This window comes from Cupriavidus sp. 05T41, from assembly GCF_056396525.1.
In genome coordinates, this window is sequence record NZ_JBFTLQ010000032.1 from 65,012 (window position 1) to 81,897 (window position 16,886).

Consider the following 16,886-nt stretch of genomic DNA (forward strand, 5'->3'; position numbering starts at 1 on the left):
GGGCAATAGCTGGCAGGACGGGCGAACGCGGATAGAATTGGCATACTACCAATTCCGAAGCGGTCCGCTTCGTCCCTCGATCATGCCTGCCGCACGTAAATCGCCAGCAGTCAAGGCTGCCGCACCGCAACCATCCAGTCCGGCACCTCGCCGTCGCGGGCGTCCGCCCAAGACGGAGTCGCCGATCGGTACCGAGCCGATGCTCAGCCGCGTGACGATCCTGCAGCACGCGATCAAATTGACCAAGACGATGCCTCTGGACCAGATTTCCATGGTCCAGCTCGCGAAGGATTTCGGCGTGGCGCCCGGGCTGATCCACTACTACCTGGGCGGGCGGGACCACCTGGTTTCCGGCGTACTGAACGATTACTACCGCCAGCGGATCCAGCGCGTGGCGCCCTTGACCGGCGACTGGCGGGCGGACGTCGAGCACATCGCGCGGCTCAGCTTCCAGGTGGCAGTGGAGAATCCCGGCGTCAGCAACTATGTGGCGTCGCATAACCGGTATCGCCTGTTCCAGGACGTGCAACCGGGCGAGACCGACTACGGCCTGGAATTCTTCAATCGCATGACATCGGCCATCATGCAGGGCGGCTTCACGGCGGAGCAGGTCGCGCTTGGGTATCATTTCCTGGCGCAATACCTTGTCTCGGCCAGCATGGCCGAAGCCTCGCGGCAATTGCCGGCCTACCACCAGGCATTTATCCAGAACAAGCTCGAATCGGTATCGGCCGAGCAATATCCAGGGGCGCGCTTTGTCAGCAAGGCGTTCTCCCATCTCTCCTCGGACACGGCCTTTGAAGAGGGCCTGCGCATTACGCTCGACGGCATCGAAGCCTGGCCGCGCGACGCAAAACCCGCGAAAAAGAAGAGCGCGCGCGCCGCATAGGCGGGGCCATTCTCGTCACTTCGACCCACGCGCGCTCGTAGTGGTTTCTCCTTATTTGATATGCAGTCAATAAAACTACAATCCTGATTTGACTGTGTATCAAATAAGTGCCGGCGCCGGTGGGGTTGCCGGTACGCCAGACGTTGGAGACATCATGAAGCGCCCCTTTATTACACTGGCCATGCTTGCCGGTTCCATCATTGCGCTGCCTGTCGGCGCGAATGCGTATCCGGACAAGATGGTCCGCATTCTCGTCCCTTCCATTGCGGGCAGCGCGCCGGACATCATCGCGCGGCAAATGGCCGAGCGCCTGGCCGCGTCATGGAAGCAGCAGGTGATCGTGGAGAACAAGCCGGGCGGCAACGGCATCGTTGCCATGAGCGCGCTCAAGCAGGCGCCCGCCGACGGTTACACGCTGGTGCTCTTTCATGCGGCGGCCGCCGTGACCACGCCCGTGATGTACAAGGAAGCGAAATTCGATATCCGGCGCGATACCGAAGTGGCGGCAACGCTGGCCTATACGCCGATGATGTTCGTGGCCGGCCCGGGCACGCACTACAAGACGCTGTCCGATGTGCTCAAGGAGGGCAAGGCCCGTCCGGACGATGTGGTGATCGGCAGCCCCACGCGCGGCTCGGTGCCGCACCTGACGGCCGAGATGATGGGGCAGCTGCAGAAGACGAAGTTCCGGCAGGTCAGCTTCAGCGGCACCACGCAGGCCATCCAGGCCGTTGTGAAAGGCGACATCCCGGTCTATGTCGATGGCATCGCGCCACTGGTGCCGCTCGTGCGCGGGGGACGGCTCAAGGCGCTTGCGGTGACATCGGATGCAAGCCTGCCCGGCCTCGACGGCATTCCCCTGGCCAAGGACGTGGCGCCGGGACTGGTCGCCAAGGGCTGGTTCACGGTATTCGCGCCGAAGGGCACGCCGCTGCCTGTGCTCGATCGGATCAATGCTGCCGTGAACCAGAGCCTGACCCAGCAGCCTTTCATCGACCGACTGAAAGACCTCGGCACCTATCCGATGCCGATGTCGCGCGCGGACGGCGCACGGTTCATCGAATCAGAAAAACTCCGCTGGGAAAAAGTCATTGCCGAAGCGGGTGTCAAGCCTGAGTGATCGGGCCTTCTGACTGATTTGTCCCGGAGCCCCCCGATCTGGCCGGGTGATCGGGGGCCACGACGCAACACACTTAAGACCGCGTGGCCACCTTATGCAAGGCAAACTCCTGAGCAATCGCTAATTCTTGAGGAGGCGCCATAGCGTGGAGCGACCAATACCCAGGCGTTTTGCGGCCAGGGTACGGTTTCCTCCACACGCATTGAGAACCTCCTTCACATTGGCGATGGTCATGCCAGAGAGCGTGGTGTCGGGGGGCTCCGGCATGGCGACCAGTGAATCGTAGTGGTACGCATCACGGTCGAGAAGCGCGGCCAGTTGGCTTCCCGGGACTGCCGCGCCGGCTTCGAGACAAGCCATGGCAACACGCTCGGCGAAGTTCTCAAGCTCGCGGACATTACCTGGCCAGGCGTGTTGTCTGGCGACGACCAGGGCGGCAGGCAGGACAGCGTCAAGCAAGTCTGCAAGTTGCACCCGCCGCATCGCGGCACTTACCAGCGCCGTAGTGAGGGAGTCGCGGTCCTCGGGGCGCTCGCACAGTGGTGGCACCTGGACGCGCAGCACGCTAAGGCGATAGAAGAGATCTTTCCGAAAGGCGCCTTCGCGCACGCGCTCCCACAGGTCCCGATGCGTGGCGGCAACGATCCGGACATTGACCTGCATCGTGTCGGTACCGCCGACTCGCGTCACTTCCCGCTCCTGCAAGACGCGCAGCAGCCGCGTTTGCAATAGCGATGGCATCTCCGCCACCTCGTCGAGGAAGACCGTTCCCTCGTTGGCGGCTTCGAACAGGCCTGCTTTGCCGTTTCGCCGCGCGCCGGTGAAGGCGCCTTCCTCGTAGCCAAAGAGTTCCGTCTCCAGCAGCGTCTCAGGCAATGCGCCGCAATTGACCGCCAGGAACGGGTGCCGCCGTCGGCGGCTGGCGTTATGCAGGCCTTGGGCAAGCAGTTCCTTGCCGACGCCGGTTGGCCCTGTGATGAGGACCGTAGCATCGCTGCGCTCGGCCGCAACTCGGCAACGGGTGATGGTGGCGGCCATGGCTGGCGAGGCGCCTACGATGTCCTCAAGTTTGTACCTGGCTGTTTGCGAGTGCGTGTACCGATGCGTTCGAAGCCGGTTAAAGGCCTTCTCGACGCGTGTCGGCTGGCGCAGGGTCAGTACCGCCCCAACGCGCGCATTCCCTTCGTACAGCGGCGCCCGGTCAACGATTACCGTGCGTCCGTCGATCTCCTCGACGGCGCCGCTGTCATGCTCGCCATCTGACAGGGCGCGTCCTGGGCGCAAGGCAGGGAATGGTAGCGAGAGCGTTTTCCCGGTAGATGGGATGAGGGGACTGCCAAGTAATTTCTCCGCTGCGGGATTGGCCGCGATCAGCCGGCCGGCAGCATCCAGCGCGACAACGCCATCGCCAAGGTGGTAAAGGACGCTGTTCAGCAGCGAATACCGCGAGCGCTCGACTGCCTTCGCGTTCGCCAGGGCGATCGCGTCTTCCAGTGCAAGCCGCACCGAGTCGACCGAATAGAGGAACACCCCCGCCATGCCCGCCGCGGCTGCCGCCTGCATCACTACGCCCGCGCCCACGACCACGCGCGTGTCCAGGCGCCGCAGCTCGTCGATCACGTTGCGGACGTCCGGGGCGGACTCGTACGACCGAAATGCAATTGGCAATGCAAACACTTCCGCAAACTTCGCCATGTCATCACCGGCATCGCGGTGGAGCACCACGGCGATGCGTTCGGAGATTGCCCTGGCCCGGACGATGGCGGCCATCACATCATGGCCGCCGACGCGTACGGAGACCACCGGAATCGACAAGTGGCTGCGCAGGAATTCCGCATTTGCTCCGGCTGAGACCACGACGTCGCACGGCGCCGCTTCCTGCCGACGCTGAATCTCGGCGAGCGCCTCTTCAAAATGGGCGTCGACCACGCTCACTTGCGCGCGCGCGTGAAGCGCCGCACCCACGTCGCGGATGTGCTCCGCGAGTTGGTAGGCGCTTACGCCAATGATCACGGGGCGGCGTGGCTTTGGGGGTTCTTCCATGAGGAGCGTCGGGTGGCGTAACTGGTGGTGCCAGTTTAGCGTTTCATTCGTTCGTTTCAAAGTGAAACGATAGCGTTCCAATGTGAATCTGTTCTTTTGTTGTCCTGGTGACCCGGAGACTAAATTTTCCGTTAATAATCAATCGCTTACGCTACGCCTGGTTTCGCTCCGGCATGTGGCATGGTCATTGCGCTTATGGAGTCACCTACGAACCAGCAGGAAAACCTATGAATCGCAGAGACTTCAACCGCATTGCCTTGACCTTGCTCGGCGCCGCCCCACTAGCGGTGGCGCGCGCCGGCGAGCGCTATCCCGTGAAGCCGATTTCCCTTGTCGTCGCCTACAGCGCCGGCGGAAGCGCGGATTTGCGGGCACGCCAGGTGGGCCGCTTCATGAGCACTGCCCTGGCGCAACCGGTCGTGGTGGAAAACCGGCCCGGCGGCGCGGGAAACATCGGTACGCAATACGTGGCACGGGCGAGGCCCGATGGCTACGTGCTTGGCATCGGCAACCTTGGCCCGTTGAGTGTCAATCCTTCGCTGTTTGCCAACCTCTCGTTCGATCCGGCCAGGGACCTGACAATGATCGCGCTGATTGAGCGCGGCCCGCTGCTGTTGCTGGTGAGGCCGGATTCGCCGTACAGAACGGTGGCCGACTTGATACGGTCCGCCAAGGCCAGCGCCACCGGCCTGTCTTATGGTTCCAGCGGAGCGGGCGGCGCGCATCATCTTTCCGGCGAATTGCTGAAATCCATGACTGGCACCAACCTGGTACATATCCCCTATAAGGGCGGCGCCGGCGCGATGGTCGACCTGTTGGGCGGCCGCCTTGATTTCCTGTTCGAGCCGATGTACTCGGCGCTGCCGGCAACGCGTATGGGCAAGGTGCGCTCTCTAGCGATTACCAGCAAGGGGCGTTCGCCATTGCTGCCGGACGTCCCAGCCTTGAATGAGGCAGGCGTCCCCGGATTTCAGGTGGAGAACTGGCAGGGGCTGGTTGGCCCCGCCGGCTTGCCGACGTCCATGGTCCAGATTCTCAACAAGACCGTCAATCAAGCGCTCGAGGACCGCGAGATTCGACCCCTCCTGTTATCCCAGGGCAATGAGCCAGGCGGGGGGACACCAGAGGCATTTGCAGCCTACGTCAAGGCCGAGAGAAGCCGCTGGCAACAACTGATCCGCTCCAGCGGCATCGAACCGAGCTGACTTACCTGGACATCGCTTTTCTATACATACAACCAACTTCCGAGAACAAAATGAAAGCCATCATGATCGAGAGCTATGGCGGCCCCGAAGTCCTGCAACGCCGGGAAATACCGGCACCGGAGCCCGGCCCCGGCGACATCGTTGTGAAAGTCGCCTACGCCGGCATCAACTTCATGGACGTGCATACGCGCCAGGGCAAATATGCGATGTCGACGACCTACCCAGTGCGGCTCCCATGCACCTTGGGTATGGAAGGAGCCGGCGAGGTGGTCCATGTAGGTAGCGAAGTAAGCCGCTTCGCGCCCGGCGACCGGGTGGCTTGGTGCATCGCATGGGGCAGCTATGCCGAGTACGCTCGGGTGCCGGCGGGGCTCGCGGTCCGGTTGCCCGACGACATCGCCTACGATCAGGCGGCGGCCAGTCTCTTCCAGGGCAGCACCGCCCACTATCTGCTCAACGAGGTGGCCAGGCTGCATGCCGGGCAGGCCTGCCTGGTGCACGCCGCCTCGGGCAACATCGGACAGTTGCTCGTACAGATGGGCAAGGCCGCCGGCGTTACTGTCTTTGCGACGGGCAGCTCGCCGGAAAAGTGTGCCGTGGCGCGTCGCCTCGGCGCCGATCACGCCATGCTCTACGACCACGGCCGATTCGCCGACGCAATACGCGAAGCCACGCGGGGCCATGGTGTTGATGTGGTATTCGACTCGGTCGGGAAAGCGACACTGCGCGACAGCTTCCGCGCCACGCGCAAGCGCGGGCTGGTGATCAACTACGGCAACGTTTCCGGATCGGTGGACGATCTGGACCCCATGGAACTGGGGGAAAGCGGCTCTTTGTTCCTGACCCGGCCTCGATTGGCAGACCATATGTCCGATCCCGAGACGGTACAGCGACGCGCGGATGACATCTTCGCGGCGCTCGCCTCGAAGCAGCTCCATATGCCCATCGCGAAGCGCTATGGCTTTGCCGATGTGGAGCAGGCACATGCGATGATCGAGCAACGGCAGCAGATCGGGAAGTCCGTATTATCGATTGCCGCTTAGAAGCGGCACGGGGAGGGGGGCTCAATGAGCGCCCCCGAAGGACACCAGACTTCGATACACCAGCCGAACGATTCCACGAATCCGTTGCGTTGACCGGTTGAATCCGCGGGTCGATCCGGCCATCCGCGGGTGCGCTGCCGGCTGGCCAGGACCGGCCGGCAAGCGACGCGCGCCTGCTGAGGCCGCTCGGCTCTTGCCACGCAAGTCTTCAACAGTTGGCGGACAGTCCTGCCGCTGCCGCATCTCGCTTCACTGCCACGCACTTGATTTCGACAAGCAGGCCGGGATGCGCAAGCTCTGAGACACCGATGGCGGTCCATGCGCACGTCCCGCGTGGAAACACCTGATTCTTCACCTCGCGGAAGAGCGGCATGTGCTGACGCATCTGCACATGGTACGTCGTCATATCGACAACGTCCTCGAAAGTACAACCGGCCGCTTCCAGCAGTACGCGCAGGTTTTCCCAGCAAGCGAGGAATTGCGCTTCAGGATCGGCAATCACTTCAAGGTCTGCAGTACGCCCGACCTGTCCGGCGCAGTAAACGGTAGAGCCGACCTTGAGCGCGGGCGCGTAGCCAGCGCGCTCGATGATTGGTTGCAGTGTCGGCGGTACGAGAACGTCACGGTCTGTCATCTGGTATTTCTGTCTGGAGAGTGGAGTAACTCGTGGGATCGGCCAGTGCCGCGAAATGGGTTGTCTGGGCTGCTTCCCCGGTGCGATCGACGAAGCCCGGTCTTTGACCGGGCTGCACGCCGCCTTTGTCTGAGCCGCAGATTCCAACGGCGTCCGGATCGTCGAGATGCCCGGGGGGTACTCTCTGGCAATAACTCGGTACCGTCAGTCCAGTTGAATGTTGGCGCGCTTGATCACCTCGGTCCAACGCTTGTTGTCCTCGGCGATCACCTTGTTCAGGTCTTCGCCGGTGCCATAGAACGGCCGCGCCCCCTGGGCTGTGAGCTGGCTGACCATTGCCGGTTCGGTGGCGACGGACCTGACGGTGTCTTGCAGCTTCCTGATGACCTCCGCGCTGGTTCCGGCGGGCGCCATCAGCGCTGACCACGACTCCGTTTCCGCGTCCTTGATGCCAAGTTCACCGAAGGTCGGCACATCGGGGATTGCCGCATTTCTTTGCCGGCTGGCCACGCCGAGCAGCCGGATTTTCCCCGACTTCACATACGGTTGCAGGCCTGGAAGATTCGCAAAGAGAATCTGAATCTGGCCCCCAAGGAGATCGGCCGTTGCCGGCCCGGCACCCTTGTATGGCACGTGCGTGAACCTGACGCCCGTGCGCAGCATGAAAAGCTCACCGATCATGTGGTTGACGGACCCTTGGCCTGCCGACCCCATATTGAGTTTTCCAGGATTGGCCTTCGCATACTGGATTAGCTCGGCCATGCTCTTCGCTGGCGTGTTCGCCGAGACGGCCAGCACGTTTGGTACCGTAGCGAAGAGCGCGATCGGCGCAAGGTCCTTCGACGGGGAAAACGTCAGGTTCTTCGATAGCAGCGGCTGGATGACCTGATTGCCCATCGTTGCATACAGAAGCGTGTACCCGTCGGCGCGCGCCTTGGCGACGAACGCCGCGCCGATGGCGCCGCCAGCGCCTGGCTTGTTATCGACGATGGCCGGTTGCCCCAGCACCTGGGACATGCGGGTCGCCAGCAGCCGCGCGGTGAGGTTCACGGTCCCGCCAGGAGCGAAGGGCACGACGAGGTCGATCGGCTTGTCGGGATACCCCTGCGCGCCGGCGACAGAGCAGCACCCCATGGCAGCAACCAGCACTGCGGTGAACTTGAACATGGTTGTCTCCTCTCGAACGTCAGATCGCCTGCGCCCGGGCCAGCGGCGCGTGGTCAGGCGTGACAAGCGCCCGGGTACGCTGCTCCAGCAATGCGGATGCCTCGCGAATCCGTTTGTCGGTGGCCTCCAGGGTGTCGGCGCGCATGCCGAGCGCGAGTCGCTGTGCATCGAGCCGCTCGAGCACGCCTTGTGGCGCGGGCGCACCGTACGACTGGCGTCCATTGACATTGCAGATCGGATCCAGGCATTTTGCAACGTCCTCCGCCGAAAGCGCTGCCGGTCGTCCGACCTGCTGTTCTGCCGCGGCATCGATCATCGCTGGCGTGATCGCGGTGGCCGGCAGGCCATCGTCGAGTGCGCGCCGCACCACGGCGCCGATGATGTGATGGGCATCGCGGAACGAAAGATCGGCCTTCCTGACAAGCAGGTCGGCGAGATCGGTCACCGTGGAGAAATCGGCCGCCGCACGCGACGCCATGCGCTCACGATCGGGCTGCACGTCCTGCACAAGCAGCTTCATCAGTTCAAGACATTTCTGCGCTTCTTCGCAGCTCTCCCAGCAGGTTCGCGTGCTTTCGCGGCTGCTGTCGCCGGAATGCGTGAAGTGCGAGGACTTCACCGTCGTCAGCGCGGCCGAGGTGAGCCCGATCAGATGCGCGGTCTTGCCGCGCAGGTACTCGAGCACGACCGGATTCTTCTTTTGCGGCATGATGCTTGACGTCCCCGCGATGCTATCCGGAAACACCAGGAAGCCGAATTCGGGCGTCGACCAGATATAGAAATCCTGCACCATCCGGCTGCACGTAATCATCATGATCGAGAGCGTTGCGCTCAGCTCCAGGGCAAAGTCTCGTGACGCTACGCTGTCCAGCGCGTTGCCGAGCGGCCGGCTGAAGCCAAGCAAGGTGCTGGTCAGGGTGCGATCGATCGGGAACGACGTACCGGCGAGTGCACACGCCCCCATCGGGCAGCCGTCTAGGGTTTCCAGCACATGCAACAACCGGTCGATGTCCCGGGACCATGCCTCGACCAGCGCCGAGAAGTAATAGCCATACGTGATCGGCTGGGCGGCCTGCATGTGGGTATAGCCTGGCATGACATGGCTGGCGTACCGGGCCGCCTGGTTCAGCGCGGCATCGCATAGCTCTATAAGCGCAGCGCAAATCCGGATCACAAAGCCGCGCGCGCGAATCCTGTCATTGGTCGCGCCAATATCGTTGCGGCTCCGTGCCGTATGCAGGCGGCCACCGAGATTCTGGCCGACAAGCCGGATCAGGTGCGCTTCGTAATTGAAATAGGCGTCTTCTCTCGCCGCATCGAGCTCAACGGCCTCGGGACCATCCTGCTGCATTTTCAATAATGCATTGGCAAGTGCTGCCGTCGTGGTTTTGTCGAGAATGTCCTGCTGGTCCAGCATGGCCAGGTGAGCGAGGTTGATCTGTGTAAGTACATCGAAATTCTTGGTGAAGAATTCTCGCGTGGTGCGGGGCTGGAAAATGTACTGGATAACCTCCTTCGCGGGAGGTTGTTTGAGGCGGCGGCTGACTTTGGATTCCATTTTCACACTCTCTTGAAATAAACCTGTATCGAGTTTGGTTTCCAGGGACCTATACGTCAAATCAGCGTTTCGTAGCTTCCTATACAATTCCGATATGGGTTGCGGGGCTGGCACCCCGGCGCGGCGCAGCACGGCGCGTGTCACAATCCGGTCCTTTCTGGAGCCCGGACAATGAACTTCAAGCAGATCGAAGCGTTTCGTGCCGTGATGATGTCGCGTTCCATGACCACGGCGGCGGGGCTCTTGCATACGTCGCAACCCAATATCAGTCGCTGGATTGCATTGTTGGAGCGCAAGGTGGGCTTTGAACTGTTCCAGCGCATCGGCACCAAGCTCATTCCCACCGCCGAGGCGGAGGCATTTTATGCGGACGTCGAGCGTGCCTTTATTGGCCTGGAGTCTCTTGACGAAAGCGCGAATTCCATACGGCGCAGGGGTACCGGATTGCTCCGCGTCGGCGCCGTGGGCTCCATTGCTGAAAGCGTGCTGCCGGACGCCATTGCTGTTTTCCGGCGGGATTTTCCCGATATCCCGGTTCTGCTCAATATGGGGCGATCGGACGTGGTGGCAAAATGGACCGCGACGGGGTTTTGCGATATTGGATTCTGCTCTGTCCCTACCGAATTACCCAGTCTGCACTATGAAGAAATCAATGCTGCGCAAGGAATATGCATCGTTCCCGGTTCACATCGGCTGGCGACAAGAGCCGTTCTGGATCCCGCCGATTTCGAAGGGGAGCACTTTATTTCGCTGCCGACGGAAAGCGCGAACCGGCGCGAGATCGACCGGCATTTCCCGACGGGATCCAGGGTGCTCGCCATCGAAACGCCCTACGCCACAACCATCTGCAAAATGGTCAGCAAGGGACTCGGCGTGTCGATCGTAAGTCCGATCGTGAGCCGTGCGCTGGGTCTCGCCGACGCGTGCGAGGTTCCATTCTCGGGCGAGGTGATGTTCCGCAGCTTCGCAGTCACGTCCGACCATTTCCCGCTCAACTTCCTGGCAGGCCGGATTGTGGAATGCGTACGCAATACCTTTGATGCGTTCAATTCGCAAAACCGTGCGTAGAGGCGCGCCTTGCGGCATGGAGATGCTGCAGTGTCATGCGCAAGGACAGGAAGCGGCCGCCAACTCGACCGAAGGCTGACCTTGGCTTGCGCTGCCTATTCCTTCGGCTGGAAGTAGATGTTGATGTCGGGAGGCGCCACGCCGTTTTCGTCGCGAGGCAGGGGATCGGATCGCTCCACCGCGCGCAGCACCGCGTTGTCCCAGCCGACATTCCCGCTGGACTTGGCGAGGCGTACCGACAGCAGCGAGCCGTCTGCGGCCAGATGCACCGCGACCACCGCGGTCGGGTTGCCGGCCACCTCTTCGGTGTAGATGATGTTCGGCAAGATGCGGCGCCGCACCCGGTCCGCATAGCCTGGCGAGGCGGTGCCACCCCTGCCGGCGCCGTTGCCGGCGCGGCCGCCCACACCGTCAGTAGCGGGGGCGGGGGCGCTGTTGGCCATTGCCTGCAGGCGTGCCAGTTCGCTCAGCCGCTGCTGCTTTGCGGCCGCCTGGCGCTCGGCCTCGCGCGCCTTGTGGTCGCGCTGCTCAGCCTGCCTGGCTGCTTCGGCCGCCGCGGCTGCCTGGCGGCGCTTGCGCGCCTGCAAGGCGATGTCGGCGTTTTCCTCCGGCTTCACCACCGGCTGGGGTGGCTCCCGCTTCGGCTGGATCACGGGCTGGGTCGAGACGTCGGGTTCCGCGTCCCACAACTCGGCTTCCACGCCGGCCGGGGTCCGGCTTTGCCAGTGGACCGCGTAGTAGAGCAGTGTGCCCAGCAGCACGTGCATGAACAGAGCCAGCAGGAAACATTTCAGTGTTCCCCGCTCCTGTGGCATTTGATAGGGATAGGCGATGGACTCCATGACGCGCGGCGGGAAACAGGCGGCCGGTCTTCGGTGCGGTCGATTTAAGACGGAAGGGCGACAATCGGAAGCGCAATGCCCCAGGCGCTTGCCTCCAACCGCCCATCACCCGGTTTGAGTATAGGTGCCGAAGGCCTCACGTCAATTGACGAGCGGCCGCTGCAACCCGCCACCGGTTTCGGGGAAAGACGCAGGCATGCCGGCCGCCATCCAGGTTTTCAGTAAAACTGCTCGCCGATCACCCGCCGGACGGTCTGCAAACCACTCCGCAGACTGTCCAGCCCGACCGAGCCGACCGCCAGGCGGAGGGCGTGCGGCACATGCTGCGACGTGGCAAAGGGCTCGGCCGTCGACACGGAGACCCCGTCGCGCATCAGCGCCGCCGCGACCCGGTCGGCGCGGATCTCTTCCGGCAAAGGAAGCCAGGCGAAGTAAGACGCAGGGTGGCGCACGCACGCCATCCCGGCGAGGGCGTCGCCGACCACCGCCTGTCGCTGCACGGCGTCGCGCCGTTTCTCTGCTTCAAGGCGCGCGACCGTACCGTCGTCCAGCCAGGCGCAGGCGATCGCCGTCGTCACACCGGGTGTGCTCCAGGTCGTGGCTCGGATCGCCCGTTCAAGTTTCGGCACCCATGCGTGCGGTGCGACGACGAACCCCACGCGCAGCCCGGTCGCCACGCTCTTGGAAAAGCCGGAGACATAGACCGTCGTCTCCGGCGCGAGCGCAGCCAGCGGTGGCGGCGGGTCGTCGGCCAGAAAGGCGTAGGCACCGTCCTCGATGATGAGCAAGCCGTGCCGCCGCGCGATCGCGGCCAGGCGGCGGCGCCGACTCTCGCTCGTCACCCAGCCCAGTGGGTTGTGCAAGGTTGGCATTGTGTAGACGGCCCGGACCCGGCGGCGCGAGCACAGGTGCTCCAGCGCGTCCAGGTCCGGCCCCTGTCCGGCTGCCGGCACGGGCGCCAGCTCCAGCCGTTGTGCCTCGGCGAGAACCTTGAATCCCGGATAGGTCAATGCATCGACCGCGACCACGTCGCCCGGCTGAAGCAGCGCCATGACAGTCACCGCCAGGCCGTGCTGTGCGCCGTCCACGAGCAGCACCGTGGACGCGTCGGCCGTCAGCCCGCGCGCTGCGAGGTGCCGGGCGACGCACGCGCGTTCGTGTATCCGGCCACCATGGGGTGCATAGCGCAGCATGGCCTCCAGGTCACCGCCAGCGGCAAGCTGGCGCAAGGCGCTGCGCAGCAGATCCGCCTGCCCGGGTAGCGACGGATAATTGAAGTTCAGGTCCACCAGACCCGCCGCCACGGCTTGCTGATCGATGGCCCGGCCGGGGGGGAGGGCGATCTCGCGAACGAAAGTGCCGCGCCCGACCTCGCCGCTAACGAGCCCCATCGCCTCGAGTTCGGCATACACGCGCGACGCCGTCACCAGCGCCAGGCCGTGGCGCTCGGCCAGGCGCCGATGCGTGGGCAGGCGGGTGCCGGGCCGCAGCCGTCCCGTGCGGATCTCGGCGGCGAGTCCATCGACCAGTTGCTTGTATCGGGATCCAGCCATCGCGCAATGTATCCATGACAATTTTTTGATTGTATTCCTTGTCTCGCCTACGATGGGCGCGTCTCCTTCCACGATCTCGCCACCTTGGACCGCCATGCACATCGCAATCCTTACCTTCGACGGCTTTAATGAACTGGATTCCTTTATCGCTCTGGGCATCCTCAACGGAATCAAGAAGCGTGACTGGCGCGTGACCCTCTGCTGCCCGAAGCCGGAAGTCACGTCCATGAACGGCGTTACCGTTCGTGCCCAATCCTTGCTCGACGACGCTCCGCTTGCCGATGCCGTCGTCATCGGCAGCGGGATGCAGACACGCGAGGTCGTCGGCAATTCGGAGCTGATGGGGCGCCTGGCGCTTGATCCTGGTCGCCAGCTGATTGCGGCCCAGTGCTCCGGCACGTTGATTCTGGCCAGGCTCGGCCTCCTGGGGAGCGTGCCGGCGTGCACGGACCTGACCACCAAGCCGTGGGTGCAAGAAGCCGGCGTGGAAGTTCTGAACCAGCCCTTCTACGCGCACGGTAACGTCGCTACCGCGGGTGGCTGCCTTGCCTCGTCATACCTGGCTGCCTGGATCATCGCCCGCGCCGAAGGGCCAGAGGCCGCTGCGGCGGCGCTTCACTACGTCGCCCCCGTGGGCGAAAAGGAAGCCTACGTTGCCAACGCGCTCAAGAACATCGCGCCGTACCTGCCACAGTGACGCATCGCATGGAAAAGCTCGTGCCCTGGAGCGGGCCAGGACACCGCAGAGGGCAGGGGCGCCGCAGCGCGCCCCGCACTGCCTACTCCACCTTCCCGATCTTCCGCACGGCCGTGGCGATCTTGCCGGCATCCTTGTCCCAATACGCCTGGAACTGGGGCGAATCCATATAAAGGACCGGCGAACCGGCGTTCTGGATGACCGAATTGACCTTGGGATCGGCGGCCGCGATACGCGCGGCGTCGCGCAGGCGCTTGATGACCGGATCGGGGGTGCCGGCGGGCACGAACAGGCCCGACCACTGCGCGAACTCGACGTTGTGGCCCAGTTCCATCAGGCTGGGTACATCGGGGAGCGCGGCGAGCCGGTTGTTGCCCCACTGGGCCAGTGCGCGCAGCTTGCCGCCCTTGATGAACTGGAGGACCGAGGAGGGGCCGGTCGAGACGGCATCCACCTGGCCGCCCATCAGGGCAACCACCGCCGGGCCGGCACCCGTGTAAGGTACGTGGAGCATGCTAAGGCCAGCCTGGTCGGCCAGCATGGCCATCGGCACATGCATGGTGCCGTAGTTGCCGGACGAGCCGTAGCTATAGCGGCCGGGATGCGACTTCACGTCGGTGATGAAGTCCTTCGCGGTCTGCCATGGGCTGTCCGCGCGTACCACCAGCACGGTGGGATCGGCCGTGAAGCGCGCAATGGGTTTGAGCTGATCGAGCTGAAACAGCGGCTTGCGCCCGATGACCTTGTCCGCCTCCGGAATCATGGAGATGGACGACAGTGCCATCAGGACCGTGTAGCCATCCGGGGCTGCCTTGGCGACGTAGCCCATGCCGATGCCGCCGCCGGCGCCGCCCCGGTTGTCCACCACCACCGGTTGGTGAAGTTCGCGCGAGAGCGCTTCCGCGACCGGCCGAGCCACCGCGTCCGCCACGCCGCCGGGCGCGAAGGGTACCACCATGGTGATTGGCCGCGCGGGCCATGAATCCTGAGCCGAAACCGCTGACGCGGCCAGGACCAGCGTCGCTCCTGAGATGCAGAGCCATTTGTTGTTCATCTTGTCTCCTGCCGTCCCCGGCGTGGGCAGCCCGCGTCGTCTGGATTGCGCAGGTCTGCCAGGCTTTGTTTTTTGTCACCCGACGCGCACTGCGCTGCCGGGGCTGCCCTCAGACAACGCGATTGGTCAGGGTGCCGATGCCCTCGATGCTCACTTCCATCACGTCGCCTGCTTGCAGGAACCTGGGCGGCTTGAAGCCCAGGCCGACGCCCGCCGGCGTACCGGTCGCGATCACATCGCCGGGGTGCAGTTCCATGGCCGCGGACAGCGTTTGGATCAGCGTCGGGATGTCGAAGATCAGGTCGGCGGTATTGGCGTCCTGGCGCAGTTCGCCGTTCACGCGGCACTGGATCTTCAGATTGGCGCCATCGACGGCATCCGCCGTGACGATCCACGGTCCCATCGGGCAGAAGGTGTCGATGGACTTGCCGAGGAACCACTGGCGGTGCTGTTGCTGCAGGTCACGTGCGGTCACATCGTTGACGATGGTGTAGCCAAAGACGTGCTGCCAGGCATTCGCCTTCGAGATCGCCTTGCCGCGCTTGCCGATGACGATGGCAAGTTCCGCCTCGTAGTCCAGCTGCGAGGTGATCTGGCGATGGGCATCGACGGCCTCGCCGTCGGCGATGATGGCAGTTGGTGCCTTGGTGAAAATCACAGGAAAGGGCGGGGCATGTTCCCCATCCTTGGACGACGAGTCGAAGCCTGACTGCTGGAACTCCCTGGCGTGCTCGTGGTAATTCTTGCCGACGCAAAAGACATTGCGCCGGGGACTCAGCGGAGCGAGCAGCTTCGTTCCATCGAGTGTTTTCCAGGCGGCATCCGCGGGCGGACTGGCCAGCCTGGCGCCGTCGACAAACTTGCCGATCAGCGATTCCATGTCGCCCTCATGGGCGACGCCATCGCTGAAGGTCTGGCAGTAGCTCTTGCCATCGGTGGAGATCGCGACGACGCGCGGGCCGGTGGCAGTCTGGATGCGGGCTAGCTTCATAAATTGGGCCTAATTGGGTTGTTTTTGAGTCCATAACAACCCAATTAAACGCCAAGGTTTTCCGGCAGTCAATGCAGTTTTGATAAAACTCAGGCCGCTGCAATGCCCCGGCCGCCAACCCAAATTGGCCCAATTTAGTCCAGTGCGATAGAATGCTGGCCAGTTACAGGGTGGAAACAGGGATGACGCAACTTGTCGAGGAAGACGGTATCCAGGGCGCGCTGGCTCTCAAGAACCAGATTCTGGAGAACCTCCGGAGCGGACGGTGGATCGCCGGGCAGAAACTGCCGACCGAACGAAGGCTTAGCGAGACGTTCCAGATCGGGCGCTCCACCGTACGTCGCGTGATCGCACAGTTGAAGGAGAAGGGTCTCTTGCGCCAGAGCGTAGGTAGCGGAACCTATGTGGCCGACGATATCCAGGAGACGATCGGCGTCGAGCGTGCCGCAACCACGACCAACGTCAGCCCGGCAGACCTGATGGAGGCGCGCCTGGTCTTCGAGCCCGCCCTGGTGGAGTTAATCGTGCGCAACGCCACCGCGGTGGACTTCGCCGAGATGGAGCGGTGCTGCGACGAAGCTGAGGCCGCCACCAGCCTGGAACTGTTCGAGTATTGGGACGGCGCGCTGCACCGGCAGATTGCCGCCGCCGCGCACAACAACTTCGTGCTGGACGTATTCGAATCGATGAATCGCGTCAGGGCAACGGGCGAGTGGGGTGCGATGAAGCGCAAGAGTGTCACGCCCGAGCGGCGGGCGGCCTACCAGATCGAGCATCGCACCATCGTCAGGGCGCTCAAGGACAGGGATATCGAGCAAGCACGCGAAGCGACATTGGCACACCTCGCGCATGTGAGGAAGAACCTTCTGGGTTACTAGTACAACATCCCGTAAATAGATTTAATAATTATCAGGCTGTAGGTACGGCTCCAGGAGCGTGACGACCACCTGGGCCATCTCGTCGAGCGAGCCTGCGCCTGGCAACGGCTCCCAACGCCCACTATGGTTGCGAAAGGCGGCGCC

General features: G+C 63.4%; 15 protein-coding genes. 7 read left to right on the plus strand and 8 right to left on the minus strand.

The annotated features are described in order from the left end of the window. The first annotated feature begins 271 nt into the window (after positions 1-271). Both AC1DKV_RS19985 and AC1DKV_RS19990 read left to right on the plus strand, forming a co-directional pair. Positions 272-889, plus strand: a complete 618-nt coding sequence (locus tag AC1DKV_RS19985) for a TetR/AcrR family transcriptional regulator (protein WP_441643484.1) — start codon at positions 272-274, stop codon at positions 887-889. Positions 890-1,043: 154 nt separating this feature from the next. Continuing rightward, positions 1,044-2,009 (plus strand): Bug family tripartite tricarboxylate transporter substrate binding protein, encoded by a 966-nt coding sequence (locus AC1DKV_RS19990; RefSeq protein WP_441621055.1) that lies wholly within the window; start codon positions 1,044-1,046, stop codon positions 2,007-2,009. A 120-nt stretch (positions 2,010-2,129) separates the two neighbouring features. Here the strand turns inward: AC1DKV_RS19990 and prpR are convergent, their stop codons facing one another. Further along, positions 2,130-4,133, minus strand: coding sequence for a propionate catabolism operon regulatory protein PrpR (gene prpR / locus AC1DKV_RS19995; RefSeq protein WP_441649942.1), 2,004 nt, complete (start codon positions 4,131-4,133; stop codon positions 2,130-2,132). A gap of 146 nt (positions 4,134-4,279) precedes the next feature. Between prpR and AC1DKV_RS20000 the strand changes: the two genes are divergently transcribed. After that, positions 4,280-5,257, plus strand: a complete 978-nt coding sequence (locus tag AC1DKV_RS20000; protein ID WP_441621059.1) for a Bug family tripartite tricarboxylate transporter substrate binding protein — start codon at positions 4,280-4,282, stop codon at positions 5,255-5,257. 50 nt (positions 5,258-5,307) lie between these two features. Further along, entirely contained in the window at positions 5,308-6,300 is a 993-nt protein-coding gene (locus AC1DKV_RS20005) for a quinone oxidoreductase family protein (protein ID WP_441621061.1), read from the plus strand. 208 nt (positions 6,301-6,508) lie between these two features. Here AC1DKV_RS20005 and AC1DKV_RS20010 read toward each other — a convergent pair whose 3' ends face one another. From AC1DKV_RS20010 to argH, 3 genes are all read right to left on the minus strand, one after another. Then, positions 6,509-6,934 carry a RidA family protein gene (locus tag AC1DKV_RS20010; RefSeq protein ID WP_441621063.1) on the minus strand — a complete coding sequence of 142 codons (426 nt, stop codon included), beginning with the start codon at positions 6,932-6,934 and terminating at the stop codon, positions 6,509-6,511. Between the two features lie 204 nt (positions 6,935-7,138). Beyond that, entirely contained in the window at positions 7,139-8,101 is a 963-nt protein-coding gene (locus AC1DKV_RS20015) for a Bug family tripartite tricarboxylate transporter substrate binding protein (RefSeq protein ID WP_441621064.1), read from the minus strand. Between the two features lie 19 nt (positions 8,102-8,120). After that, positions 8,121-9,659 (minus strand): argininosuccinate lyase, encoded by a 1,539-nt coding sequence (gene argH, locus AC1DKV_RS20020; RefSeq protein WP_441621066.1) that lies wholly within the window; start codon positions 9,657-9,659, stop codon positions 8,121-8,123. Between the two features lie 171 nt (positions 9,660-9,830). On the opposite strand from argH, the gene AC1DKV_RS20025 reads away from it, so the two are divergent. Continuing rightward, positions 9,831-10,727, plus strand: a complete 897-nt coding sequence (locus tag AC1DKV_RS20025; protein ID WP_441621068.1) for a LysR substrate-binding domain-containing protein — start codon at positions 9,831-9,833, stop codon at positions 10,725-10,727. A gap of 95 nt (positions 10,728-10,822) precedes the next feature. Here the strand turns inward: AC1DKV_RS20025 and tolA are convergent, their stop codons facing one another. Then, the gene (gene tolA / locus AC1DKV_RS20030) at positions 10,823-11,569 is read right to left on the minus strand and encodes a cell envelope integrity protein TolA (protein WP_441621070.1); all 747 of its coding nucleotides are present in this window, start codon (positions 11,567-11,569) and stop codon (positions 10,823-10,825) included. 218 nt (positions 11,570-11,787) lie between these two features. Then, complete coding sequence (locus tag AC1DKV_RS20035; protein ID WP_441621093.1) at positions 11,788-13,122, minus strand: aminotransferase-like domain-containing protein; 1,335 nt, start codon at positions 13,120-13,122, stop codon at positions 11,788-11,790. Between the two features lie 94 nt (positions 13,123-13,216). On the opposite strand from AC1DKV_RS20035, the gene AC1DKV_RS20040 reads away from it, so the two are divergent. Continuing rightward, positions 13,217-13,819, plus strand: a complete 603-nt coding sequence (locus AC1DKV_RS20040; protein ID WP_441621072.1) for a DJ-1/PfpI family protein — start codon at positions 13,217-13,219, stop codon at positions 13,817-13,819. Between the two features lie 82 nt (positions 13,820-13,901). Here the strand turns inward: AC1DKV_RS20040 and AC1DKV_RS20045 are convergent, their stop codons facing one another. Together AC1DKV_RS20045 and AC1DKV_RS20050 are read right to left on the minus strand one after the other, a co-directional pair. Beyond that, positions 13,902-14,873: a tripartite tricarboxylate transporter substrate binding protein gene (locus tag AC1DKV_RS20045; protein ID WP_441621074.1), complete on the minus strand. Its 972-nt coding sequence runs from the start codon at positions 14,871-14,873 to the stop codon at positions 13,902-13,904. A 109-nt stretch (positions 14,874-14,982) separates the two neighbouring features. Then, on the minus strand, positions 14,983-15,864 hold the full coding sequence (locus tag AC1DKV_RS20050; RefSeq protein WP_441621075.1) for a fumarylacetoacetate hydrolase family protein: 882 nt from the start codon (positions 15,862-15,864) through the stop codon (positions 14,983-14,985). Positions 15,865-16,046: 182 nt separating this feature from the next. Here AC1DKV_RS20050 and AC1DKV_RS20055 point away from each other — a divergent pair, with 182 nt between their 5' ends. Further along, entirely contained in the window at positions 16,047-16,742 is a 696-nt protein-coding gene (locus AC1DKV_RS20055) for a FadR/GntR family transcriptional regulator (protein WP_441621077.1), read from the plus strand. Positions 16,743-16,886 lie beyond the last annotated feature (144 nt).

Bases quoted from the DNA above. Each gene is read 5' to 3' on its own strand.
- AC1DKV_RS19985 (WP_441643484.1), top strand. From the start codon at position 272: ATGGTCCAGCTCGCGAAGGATTTCGGCGTGGCGCCCGGGCTGATCCAC.
- AC1DKV_RS19990 (WP_441621055.1), top strand. From the start codon at position 1,044: ATGAAGCGCCCCTTTATTACACTGGCCATGCTTGCCGGTTCCATCATT.
- AC1DKV_RS20000 (WP_441621059.1), top strand. From the start codon at position 4,280: ATGAATCGCAGAGACTTCAACCGCATTGCCTTGACCTTGCTCGGCGCC.
- AC1DKV_RS20005 (WP_441621061.1), top strand. From the start codon at position 5,308: ATGAAAGCCATCATGATCGAGAGCTATGGCGGCCCCGAAGTCCTGCAA.
- AC1DKV_RS20010 (WP_441621063.1), bottom strand. From the start codon at position 6,934: ATGACAGACCGTGACGTTCTCGTACCGCCGACACTGCAACCAATCATC.
- AC1DKV_RS20015 (WP_441621064.1), bottom strand. From the start codon at position 8,101: ATGTTCAAGTTCACCGCAGTGCTGGTTGCTGCCATGGGGTGCTGCTCT.
- argH (WP_441621066.1), bottom strand. From the start codon at position 9,659: ATGGAATCCAAAGTCAGCCGCCGCCTCAAACAACCTCCCGCGAAGGAG.
- AC1DKV_RS20025 (WP_441621068.1), top strand. From the start codon at position 9,831: ATGAACTTCAAGCAGATCGAAGCGTTTCGTGCCGTGATGATGTCGCGT.
- tolA (WP_441621070.1), bottom strand. From the start codon at position 11,569: ATGGAGTCCATCGCCTATCCCTATCAAATGCCACAGGAGCGGGGAACA.
- AC1DKV_RS20035 (WP_441621093.1), bottom strand. From the start codon at position 13,122: ATGGCTGGATCCCGATACAAGCAACTGGTCGATGGACTCGCCGCCGAG.
- AC1DKV_RS20040 (WP_441621072.1), top strand. From the start codon at position 13,217: ATGCACATCGCAATCCTTACCTTCGACGGCTTTAATGAACTGGATTCC.
- AC1DKV_RS20045 (WP_441621074.1), bottom strand. From the start codon at position 14,873: ATGAACAACAAATGGCTCTGCATCTCAGGAGCGACGCTGGTCCTGGCC.
- AC1DKV_RS20050 (WP_441621075.1), bottom strand. From the start codon at position 15,864: ATGAAGCTAGCCCGCATCCAGACTGCCACCGGCCCGCGCGTCGTCGCG.
- AC1DKV_RS20055 (WP_441621077.1), top strand. From the start codon at position 16,047: ATGACGCAACTTGTCGAGGAAGACGGTATCCAGGGCGCGCTGGCTCTC.